The 10,369-nt window shown below is 64.9% G+C and carries 6 protein-coding genes; 3 read left to right on the top strand and 3 right to left on the bottom strand.

Annotation, left to right across the window (positions count from 1 at the left end; genetic code table 11):
- Positions 1-257: 257 nt before the first annotated feature.
- Entirely contained in the window at positions 258-2,072 is a 1,815-nt protein-coding gene (locus QOC89_RS30720) for an MFS transporter (RefSeq protein ID WP_323048488.1), read from the bottom strand.
- A 262-nt stretch (positions 2,073-2,334) separates the two neighbouring features.
- Positions 2,335-3,771: a sigma-54 dependent transcriptional regulator gene (locus tag QOC89_RS30715; RefSeq protein ID WP_323048487.1), complete on the bottom strand. Its 1,437-nt coding sequence runs from the start codon at positions 3,769-3,771 to the stop codon at positions 2,335-2,337.
- 1,257 nt (positions 3,772-5,028) lie between these two features.
- Between QOC89_RS30715 and QOC89_RS30710 the strand changes: the two genes are divergently transcribed.
- The 3 genes from QOC89_RS30710 to QOC89_RS30700 all read left to right on the top strand — a co-directional run bounded on the left by QOC89_RS30710 (position 5,029) and on the right by QOC89_RS30700 (position 8,352).
- Complete coding sequence (locus QOC89_RS30710) at positions 5,029-5,328, top strand: hypothetical protein (protein WP_323048486.1); 300 nt, start codon at positions 5,029-5,031, stop codon at positions 5,326-5,328.
- Positions 5,329-5,390: 62 nt separating this feature from the next.
- Positions 5,391-6,602 (top strand): AAA family ATPase, encoded by a 1,212-nt coding sequence (locus QOC89_RS30705; RefSeq protein ID WP_323048485.1) that lies wholly within the window; start codon positions 5,391-5,393, stop codon positions 6,600-6,602.
- A gap of 307 nt (positions 6,603-6,909) precedes the next feature.
- Positions 6,910-8,352, top strand: a complete 1,443-nt coding sequence (locus QOC89_RS30700; RefSeq protein WP_323048484.1) for a nicotinate phosphoribosyltransferase — start codon at positions 6,910-6,912, stop codon at positions 8,350-8,352.
- A gap of 97 nt (positions 8,353-8,449) precedes the next feature.
- Here the strand turns inward: QOC89_RS30700 and QOC89_RS30695 are convergent, their stop codons facing one another.
- Positions 8,450-10,312, bottom strand: a complete 1,863-nt coding sequence (locus tag QOC89_RS30695; RefSeq protein WP_323048483.1) for an ATP-binding cassette domain-containing protein — start codon at positions 10,310-10,312, stop codon at positions 8,450-8,452.
- Positions 10,313-10,369: the final 57 nt, after the last annotated feature.

The raw sequence follows: 10,369 nt of genomic DNA, 5'->3' as shown, positions 1-10,369 counted from the left end.
TAGCAGAAAGCTTGCCCGGGAGACCACGCAGCGCTTGCCCGGCAGACCACGCAGAGCTTGCCCGGCAGACCACGCAGAGCTTGCCCGGCAGACCACGCGGACCGGTCAGCACTTCTGCCGCTGCGCGCGGAATTCCGCCCGCGCTCCCTTACATCGCACCGATTGACGCGTTGAGCACGTTGCGCGGGGTTCTCCGGCCGGGAAGACCGCGCACATGGCGCTGGCGCAAGCGGTGACGCGCTTTGAGGTACGCGCCTTTAGCGCGACGGCACGGCAGTTTTTCCGGTAGCCGCGCGGATCGTCAACACCGCCAGCGCCGCGCCGGCCAGCGCGCATCCCGCCGATGCCAGCGCCACCGCTCGCAATGCCGCGCCAAGAGCCTCAGCTTGCGCGCGCGTCACTTCGGCCCGTGCCGCCGCGTCCGCTGCGTCCGCCGCGTTCGCTGCGCCTGGCGCGGCCGGCCCCGGATCCATCGAGTCTTGCGTCAGCCGCGCCGCCTGCCGCGCCGCTTGCGGGACATGCAACACATCGAACCGCGCATCGAGCGCCGCGTCGTGCGACCACACGAACACGATGCCGAGCACCGCAATCGCCAGCAGACTCGCCACCCGGGCGACAGCGTTGTTGATGCCCGACGCGACACCCGTACGCGCGGCGGAAACGGAGGACATCACCGTCGTCGTCAACGGTGCGACGGTGATCGTCATGCCCAGTCCGAGCACGATAAGCGCCGGAAAAAAGCCGCGCCAATAGTCGCCGCGCACCCATGGCAGCGCGAGCATCGCGAAGCCGAGCGCCGCGATCACCGGGCCGACGCCCAGCAAGGCCCGCGCGCCGTAACGGCTGGTCAGGCCGCCGGTGAAGCGCGACAACAGGCCGATGGTGACCGGCACCGGCAGCAATGCCGCGCCTGCCTCGGTCGCGCTATAGCCGTACGCGCGGATCAGCGTGAACGGCAGAAAAAACAGCGCGCCGCCTAGCCCGAAATAGAGCAATAGCGTGACGAGATTCGCGCCGACGAAGTCGCGCGAGCGGAACACGTCGAGCGGCATCATCGGATTGCGGGTCTTTGCTTCGAGCGCTACGAAACCGGTCAGCACCAACAGGCCGCCGAGAATCGACGTCAGCACCCGGCGGTCGCCGAAGCCGCGCGCCGAAGCGATGGTCAGGCCGTAGGTCAACGCGGCCAGTCCCGCGGCCGCTGTGACGGCGCCTGGCCAGTCGAGCTTCGGCTGCGCGCTATCCTTGAGCGCGGGGTCGAGTTTCGGCTGTGTGCTTTCCTCGAGCGCAGGGTTGAGTTTCGGCTGTGTGCTTTCCTCAAGCGCGGAGTCGAGTTTCGGCCGTGTGCTTTCCTCGAGCGCGGGGTTGAGCTTCGGCTGCGCGTTTTCCTCGAGCGCAGGGTCAAGTTCCGACGCGTCGTCTTCCTGCCGGCTATCCGGCACGGCGACGATCGCCAGCGCGACGGTTGCGCACGCGACCGGGACGTTCAGAAAGAAAATCGCCCGCCACGAAAACGCATCGACGAGCCAGCCGCCCGCCACCGGACCGACCGCCGACGTGATCGCGCCGACGCCGGCCCAGGTGCCGATCGCCTGGCCGCGCTCCTTGTCGTCGAACACCGCGCCAATGATGCTGAGACTGCTCGGCACCAGCAACGCCGCGCCGATGCCTTGTACGGCGCGCGCCGCGATCAGCGCGCCGACGCCGGGCGCGAGGCCGCAGCCGATCGAGGCCAGCGTGAACAAGCCGATGCCCGCGATAAATACGCTGCGCCGGCCGAGCCTGTCGCCGAGCGAGCCGCCCACCAATACCAGCGCGCCGAGAAACAGCAGATAGGCGTTGACCACCCACTGGATCGCCGCGACGCTCGCGCCCAGCTCGATCTGGATCGACGGCAGCGCGACGTTGACGACGGAGCCGTCGATAAACGCCATGCTCGAGCCGAGGATGGTCGCGGCGAGCGCGAGCTTTTTGCGCCGGCACGGATGAGCGAAGCTAAGGGGGCGCGCGCGGATGGCGAGCGCGTCGCACGGGCTCGCCTGCGCGGGGAGAACGGAGGAGGGACGGCGCATAGGCGCCCGAGCGTGCGGATCGGCCAAGTCCGCTCCCAGATGGATGAACGGCCTTCAGCATAGCAACGCCGGGGGCGATTCGATAGGCGGTCACCCCATCCGCTGCGCCGGGCCGCGACAACCGGCACGGAACCATTGGATTCGAGCGTTGCTGGACAATGCGCCCATGCGAGAGTCATCGCATCGGCGCAGGTGCGCGGGATCAAAGCGCTACGGTTCGATGAGCAAAAAAAGCTTGTCCCGCTCAAGACCGCCTAACAAATCAGACCAGCGATGGCGCCTGCCGCTCCGCCTCGTCGTCGGAATCGGCGCCGCCGTTGGCGCTCGACCCGCGCCCGGCCGCCGGTTCCTGATGCAGCCGGTTCGCATGCATCAGGCGATACAGGGTGGCCCGCGAAATGCCGAGCTCGGCCGCAGCCTCGGACAATTTGTAGCCATGGCGCTGCAACGCATGCTCGATGGCGTTCTTTTCAGCTTTGCTGCGAATTTCCGCCAGCGTCACGGCCGGCCCGTGGTCGGTTTCCGGCAAACCGAGATCGCTCGCCGTGATAAAGCGCCCCTCGCTCATCACCACGGCACGGCGCACGCAGTTGATCAGCTCGCGCACGTTGCCCGGCCACGGATAGTTCGACATGGCGACGATCGCGTCGCTCGACAGTCCGCGCAGTTTGCGCGCGCCATCCTGCCGGTACATGCTGAGCGCGTAGTTGGCGAGCAGCTTGATGTCGCCGCCGCGCTCGCGCAACGGCGGCTCGACGAGCCGCAGCACGCACAGGCGGTGATACAGGTCGGAGCGGAAGCGCCCGTCTTCGACCGCTTTGTCCAGATCGACGTGCGTCGCCGAAATCACCCGCGCGTCGACATTGATCGGCCCATTGCCGCCGAGGCGTTCAATCGTGCCTTCCTGCAGGAAGCGCAGCAGCACCGCCTGGCATTCGTGCGGCATGTCGCCGATTTCATCCAGAAACAGTGTGCCCTCATTAGCGCTTTCGATCCGGCCGATCTTCCGTTGCAATGCGCCAGTAAAGGCGCCGCGTTCGTGGCCGAACAATTCGGCTTGCAGCAGGCTCGGCGGAATCGCCGCGCAGTTGATCGCGACGAACGCCCGGCCGGCACGCGGCGAGCGCTCATGAATCGCACGGGCGGTCAGTTCCTTGCCAGTGCCCGATTCGCCGGCGACGAACACCGGTGCATCGGTCACGCCGCATTTGTCGATCCGCCTGTACAGCTGCTGCATCGCCTCGCATTGCCCTACCATGCCGTGCCGGCCCAGCGACGGCTCCGGCACGACCGGCGCATGCCGCAGGCTCGATAACCCGTGCGCGTGGCCCAGCGCGAACACAAGCCGCTCGTTCAGCCACGGCCGGGTAACGAAATCGAAGCAGTAATCGAGAATGAAGCGGCTGACGAGTTCGTTCTCCGCCTGGCCCGGCGCGATCTGCGCCACCCAATTGGTTTCGACGCGCCGCATGCAGGAGGCCAGCGCGGACAGATGCTGCGACGTGCAGTCACCGGGCAATTCGACCAGGCCGACCTTGATGTTGCCGCGTTCGATCATGCGTTCGGCGATCGCCGTGCTTTTGGCATGCACCGCCTGCCAGCCCGATGCGGCGAGGAAGCTGGCGAGGTCCTGATCGGGCGAGTTCGACACATACAGAACCGTGCGTTCGGCTTCGACAGGCGTGCAAGTCGTATTCATGTAACCCCCGGATCGTTGCTGCTCTCAGAACTGCACCTGGACATACTGGACGGACCGGCAATGACACATCACGGTAGCGGTAATGGCGGGGGCATGGAGCGGCGGCACGTGCCGCAAGGTGCATTGGCCAGATAGCGGGAGCAACGTTCAACGCTGAACCGCCTGACTATTTCATCCCCGAATCACAACAGCCGTTTTTTTACCTCGGTGGCGCGACACAGGCGCTCTACGTGGCGCATGCCCTAACCATAAGCGAAAGCGCTTTCGAACGCCATACAAACAAGTCTGGATTCAGAAACGTTTTTCGTGCCGCGAGGTGTGGGCTGGCCGTTCAAAAATTGTCCGTCAAGCCCGGCTGTGCGAGGTGTACCACAGAGCGCGATAAAACGCATGACGATCGTCGTGCAAACGCATGCGGCACCATCGAGCCGCCGCGTCTCAAGCCTGCGACATGTTGGGCAGCGGCTGCAAGGGCTGCTTCGTGCCCCGAAGTATCGGCACATTTGACCGGGCTGCGCCGCAAAGCGCGGCCCGACAGGGTGGGACGAAAGCCGGGTCCAGTCATGCGGACAGGTAGATTGTCCCGCCTTACGTTTGCGGCGAATCGATCGCGTGTCGAATCCGAATCAATGCGTGTCGCGAACCCGGCGCGGACCCACCGCTTTGCAACAGAATCACCGCGCGGCAAGGGATTGAGAGTACCTGGCACAGCCATTGCAATAAGAGCTTCGCAAGCCAATACATTGCCGCCGGGGTCCGGAAGCACGGGGAAGCAACGGGAGCCCGGCGGCAAACTTGGTCTTCGTAAGCGCGGCCGGGGATGCCAATGCGTCTTGCGAGGGTGCGGCGGGGCCACTGAAAAACGGATGTCTAAAAAACGGGGTGAATGATCGAGACGAAGTTTCGGTCATTCGTCACCGGACAACGTGAAGCGCTGACCTCGCCACTTTTTCCGTCAAGCTGGACGGATACGAAGTGGATGACCGAAGGTGCTGGCCAACGTAGCTGGCCGAAACAAATAAGTGGAAAAAAGCGACAGGTACCGTGCCCGCGCATTTCATGGGCACGCGACGCACAGAACAGGGAAGGGGCAGCGCACGGTCAGGACCGGCCGGCGCGACGAAGCGGGGAGAAATGGCCTGAGTCTCCATAGAGAGGCGCATGTTACGAGGTGAACCGGGCGCCGTGCCCGTGTACTAGTGCAGGCACGGCTTACCTGGATGCGGTCCGCAAACGGTCCATCATTCGGGGATTGTCATGAAAACGAATAGCAAGCCGGCCGCATCGCGGCTGGACCATCACAACGCGGCGCACGGCGCCGCGTTCTCCTATCGGCGTCTTCTGGGGCGGCAGCGCACATTGTTCGCCGCGCCGTCGGCCGATCTGCTCACGCTGGTCATTGCCGAGGCTGTGAAACGCAAGGCTCAGGCCGAGATTCAACGCGATGCGCTGCGCGACACGATGTTCGAGATGCCGGTTACGCGCGAACGAGACCACGAACGAGGCCAGGAGCGCGGCGTGGACGTCTACCCGTCCGATCGCGACGACTACACCTGAATGTCGACTGTGATCGACGCGGCTTTGCCAACTGACAAGCCTCAGGCCGGCGGAGACCTGGCATGATCGACATCTTCCTGATTTCATCCAGCGCGGAGCGAGCGCCGCATATCGTCGCGCGTCTCGACGAAAGCGGCGTGGTGTATCGCTTGCGCATCGCGTACTGCACGCTGCGGCAGTTGCGCATGCATGCCCGCGCAATCAGGAGCGCCGATCTGCTGATCGTCGACGACGTCGATCTAAGCGCGCGCGATCTGGACGGCGCGGAGGAGACGCTGGCCTGCTCGCCGGTCCTGCATTGCATGCTCGTCACGCCGGCGCCATCCACTGCGTTGCTGACTGCCGCGATGCGCGTCGGTGTGCGGGATGTACTGTCATGGCCGCTGGAGGCCGGCAAGATCGGCGCGGCGCTCACGCATATCGCCGCAAAAAAGAACGCGGAGAACGCGGGCGGCCGCCGCGCCGGGCGGCTCGTCTCGCTGGTGTCGAGCAAGGGCGGCAGCGGTACGACGCTGATCGCCGTGAATCTCGCGTATTCGCTGGCCTCGCTGCGCAACAGCCGCGTGCTGCTGATCGATCTCAGCCAGCAATTCGGCGATGCCAGTCTGCTGATAGCCGATAAACCGCCGCCCGCGACGCTCGCCGATCTGTGCTCGCAGATCGACCACCTCGACGCCGGCTTGCTGGACGCATGTGTGATGCGGGTACACGCGAACCTCGACGTGCTGGCCGGCGCCGGCGATCCGCTCAAGGCGGCCGAGGTGCAGCCCGCGCAACTGGAGCAAATTCTGTGGTTGGTACGCGAGCGGTATGACGCAGTACTGATCGACATCGGTCAAAGCCTCAATCCGCTGACGATCCGTGCACTCGATCGTAGCGACGCCATCTGCATGGTGGTGCGGCAGAACCTGCTTTACCTGCATGGCGGGCGCCGCATGCTCGATATTTTCAGGGAACTGGGTTATCCGTCCGGCAAGGTGCGGGTGGTGGTGAATCAATACGACAAGAACGCAGCCGTCAACCTGCCCACGCTCGAACAGACGCTCGGCGCGAAAGTCGCGCACCAGCTTCCGCGTGACGAAAAGCGCGTCAACGAGGCGCTCAACCGCGGCGTGCCGCTCGTCATCTCGGCCCACGACAGCGGCCTCGCGCAAGGCATCTGTCTGCTCGCCGACATGCTGTGGCCGGCGCCCGTCGAGCCGCGCAAGGGCATGCTCGGCCGCCTGTTTGCGGCACGGCCGAATGCGCCGCCGCAACTGAAGCCTGGGCACTGAAGCCGGCCGCCTGCCGCGTCTCGCCGGAATGGAATCCCGGGCGCGCGGGATGACATGGACGTCCGGCAGCAGGTCGGGCGCATGGTGCGAGAGGAACACCTTCTGTGCGACGGCAAGCGGTCATTGTGCGTGAAGTACACCTCTGCCCGACGGCAAGCGGTATCGGGCGTAACGGGGTAAGGTGCTGTTCCGGGTGATTCCGGGCGTGTTTTGACGGTGTATGGTGTAGCTTCACCCACGACGCAAGCGCCACGTCCCGAGCCCACCTGATTACTCTTGAGAGAACCGCACGAGCGCAGCATCACCCATGCAAATCGATACAAACCCACTCAACGCCATGGCGTCGATCCTCTCCAATCCGATCCTCAACACGGATTCGTACAAGGCGTCGCATTACCTGCAATATCCGCCTGAAGCGTCGGCGATGTTTTCGTACATCGAGTCGCGCGGCGGACGCTACGACCGCACGCTGTTCTTCGGTCTGCAGATGCTGATCAAGGAATATCTGTGCCGCCCCATCACCGCGGAGATGATCGAACAGGCGAAAGCATTTTTCACGGCGCATGGCGAACCGTTCAACGAAGCCGGCTGGCGCCACGTCGTCGAGCATCATGGCGGCTATCTGCCCGTACGGATCCGCGCGGTGCCGGAAGGCTCGGTGGTGCCCACGCACAATGTGCTGGTCACGGTCGAATGCGACGACCCCCAGGTGTTCTGGCTCGCCTCGTATCTGGAAACGATGCTGCTGCGCGTGTGGTATCCGATTACGGTGGCGACGCAAAGCTGGCATCTGCGCAAGACGATCCGCGCCTATCTGGAGAAGAGTAGCGACGATCTCACGCAACTGCCGTTCAAGCTGCACGATTTCGGCGCGCGCGGCGTGTCGAGCGCGGAGTCGGCGGCCATTGGCGGCTCGGCGCATCTCGTCAGTTTCATGGGCTCGGATACGGTGCTCGGTGTGGTCGCCGCGAACCACTACTACAACGAACCGATGGCGGCGTTTTCAGTACCGGCCGCGGAGCACAGCACGATCACCGCATGGGGTCGCGAGCGCGAAACGGACGCGTTCCGCAACATGATCGCGAAGTTCGGCAAACCGGGGGCGATCGTTTCTGTGGTGTCCGATTCCTACGACCTGTTCGCCGCACTCGAGGCATGGGGCACGGACCTGAAGCAAGCGGTGCTCGATTCCGGCGGCACGCTGGTGATCCGGCCTGATTCCGGCGATCCGCTCACGATCGTCCTGCAGACCATGCGCTCGCTCGAGGCATCGTTTGGTTCGACGGTGAACGGCAAGGGGCGGCGCGTGCTCAATCATGTCCGCGTGATTCAGGGCGACGGCGTGAATCCGGATTCGATCGAGGCGATCCTTGCGGCCATGGATAAGGCCGGCTTTGCCGCGGACAACATCGTGTTCGGCATGGGCGGCGCGTTGTTGCAGCAGATCAATCGCGATACGCAGCGCTTCGCGATGAAGTGCTCGGCGATCCGGCTCGGCGATGAATGGCACGACGTCCGCAAGGACCCGGTGACGGATGCCGGCAAGCGGTCGATGAAGGGCCGGCTTACGTTGCTGATGAATCGCCACACCGGCGAGTACCGGACGGCGACGCAGCCTTTGGTCTGGGACGACCGTACCGTTGAAGGGGACTGGGACGAGGCGCTCGTCACCGTGTTTGATTCCGGGAAATTGCTCGTCGACGTTGCGTTTTCCGAAGTCAGGAAGCGGGCACACGCGGACGAGGGTTAAGCGGGCGTTCGGCGGCCGCGCAGAAGCGGTAGCGGTGCTACCGGCAGCGGCGACGTGGCCCAATCGCCATGCCGCTGCTAGCGCCGGAGCAAACCCGTCAACTCACATTCCAGACCGAAACGCCGGCAGCATCAATATCAATCCGGCAGGGGCTTCCTTCCCGCAGCCGGGTGTCTTCGTTCGCGATATCAAGCCGCATCCCCACGATATTCAAGCGGACATACCGGTCACCCCGGCGTAACTCGACAGCGTCGACCACACCGGCATGAGCACCGTCGGGTGAAATCGTCACGGCGTGCGAAGAGATGCGCCACATCACGCGTTGCCCGGCAGGCAGGTCGGAACCGCTATCGCCCGTCGCGATCGCGAGGCCGTGGCCGATCTCAACCTGCCGCGGCGCGGTCATCGAACCCACGCCCACGTTGTGCAAGCCGAGCAGTTCCGCAACGCGCATCGAAGCCGGCCGTTCGAACACCGTATCGATGGAACCCGCCTGCAGCACGCGCCCCTGTTCGACGACCAGCACCTCGTCGGCCAGCAGCGCCGCTTCGTCGGGATCGTGCGTGACGATGACCGTCACCGCCGCAATCTCGCGCTGCAAGGCCCGCAGCGACTGCTGCAAACGCCGCCGCCGCGGCGTATCGAGTGCCGCGAACGGCTCGTCGAACAGCAACAGTTCGCTATGCCGCGTGAGGGCCCGCGCCAGCGCCACGCGTTGCCGTTGACCGAACGACAATTGATGCGGCAAGCGCGCAACCAGTTGCGTGAGGCCAAGATGATCGAGCCAGTAACGCGCGCTGGCGGCGTCGGCGTCGATAGGAAACTTGAGTTGCTGCGCGACCGTCATGTGCGGGAACAGACCGTAGTCTTGCGGCATATAGCCGATCTGACGGCGCTCGGGCGGCAGTGTGCTCAAGTCGGTGGTGCCCAGCCGCACGTCGCTCGACGCATTGGATTCGAGCCCCGCGATCAGACGCAACGCCAACGATTTGCCCGAGCCCGACGGCCCGATGATCGCCAGCCGCCGCGTTGCAGGTGTCCACGCTATGTCGAGGTCGAACGCGCCCAGGCGGCGCTGCAAATGAAAGGCGAGCCGCAGGTCGGCGCGCTCGCCACGGCTCGCCGTCAGATCCGGGCCCGGTTCCAGCGCGTCGTCGCCGCTCTCGGTTTGTTCGAGCGCGGCTTTTGAGCGAAGGCTATAAATCGACAGCGCCGCGCAGACAATCGCAATCGCGAGTGTCGGCAGCAGCAGCGGCATCATCGCCGGCAGCCCCCGGCCGCCGAATACGACATACGTGTACACCGGCAGCGAATACGGGTGATAGGCGACCATCACCGTCGCACCGAACTCGCCGAATGCTCGCAACCACGCGAGCGCGAGTCCCGCCCGAATCGCCGGCCACGCAACCGGCAACATCACGCGGAAGAAGCGGCTGTTCGCATGATGGCCGAGCGTCGCGGCGACGTCGTCGAGCACGGGATCGACAGCGGCGAACGCCGATTTTGCGGCGATGATCAGGAAGGGCGCGGCCACGAAGGTTTCCGCGAGCACGATCCCGGCGAACGAATCCGTCAGCTTGCCACCGGTGAACTGGCCGACCCAGCTATACGGGCCCAGCAGAAACAGCAGCAGCACGCCGCTCGTGAGCGGCGGCAACGCAAGCGGCAACTGCACGACGAAGCCGAGCGCCGCCATCTTGCGTGAGTTGGAACGCGCCAGAAAATAGCCGAGCGGCACGCCGCCCAGCAGAATCACGCACGAGGCCACACTGGCGCTCGCCGCCGAAATGCCGACCGCCGACCACACCGCGGACCAGTCGACGTTCGGCCAATCGGCCGCGCCGAGTTGTGGCACGCTCGCGATAAACGGCGCGCATAAATAGACGGCCAGCAGCGCCGCCAGCCACAATAGCGGTCGCGCGGCCGACCGCTTTGCCGCCTGCTTCACTACCTGATTCACTGCCTGATCCACCACCTGATTCACCGCTTGTTGCCCCCCACCTTATTGCGCGGCGTC

The sequence above is a fragment of the Paraburkholderia sp. genome, assembly GCF_034668105.1.
GTDB lineage: Bacteria > Pseudomonadota > Gammaproteobacteria > Burkholderiales > Burkholderiaceae > Paraburkholderia.
This window is presented reverse-complemented; position numbering and strand designations above follow the sequence as displayed.

Excerpts from the sequence above, each read along its gene's own strand:
- QOC89_RS30720 (WP_323048488.1), bottom strand. The coding sequence starts at position 2,072 with ATGCGCCGTCCCTCCTCCGTTCTCCCCGCGCAGGCGAGCCCGTGCGAC.
- QOC89_RS30715 (WP_323048487.1), bottom strand. The coding sequence starts at position 3,771 with ATGAATACGACTTGCACGCCTGTCGAAGCCGAACGCACGGTTCTGTAT.
- QOC89_RS30710 (WP_323048486.1), top strand. The coding sequence starts at position 5,029 with ATGAAAACGAATAGCAAGCCGGCCGCATCGCGGCTGGACCATCACAAC.
- QOC89_RS30705 (WP_323048485.1), top strand. The coding sequence starts at position 5,391 with ATGATCGACATCTTCCTGATTTCATCCAGCGCGGAGCGAGCGCCGCAT.
- QOC89_RS30700 (WP_323048484.1), top strand. The coding sequence starts at position 6,910 with ATGCAAATCGATACAAACCCACTCAACGCCATGGCGTCGATCCTCTCC.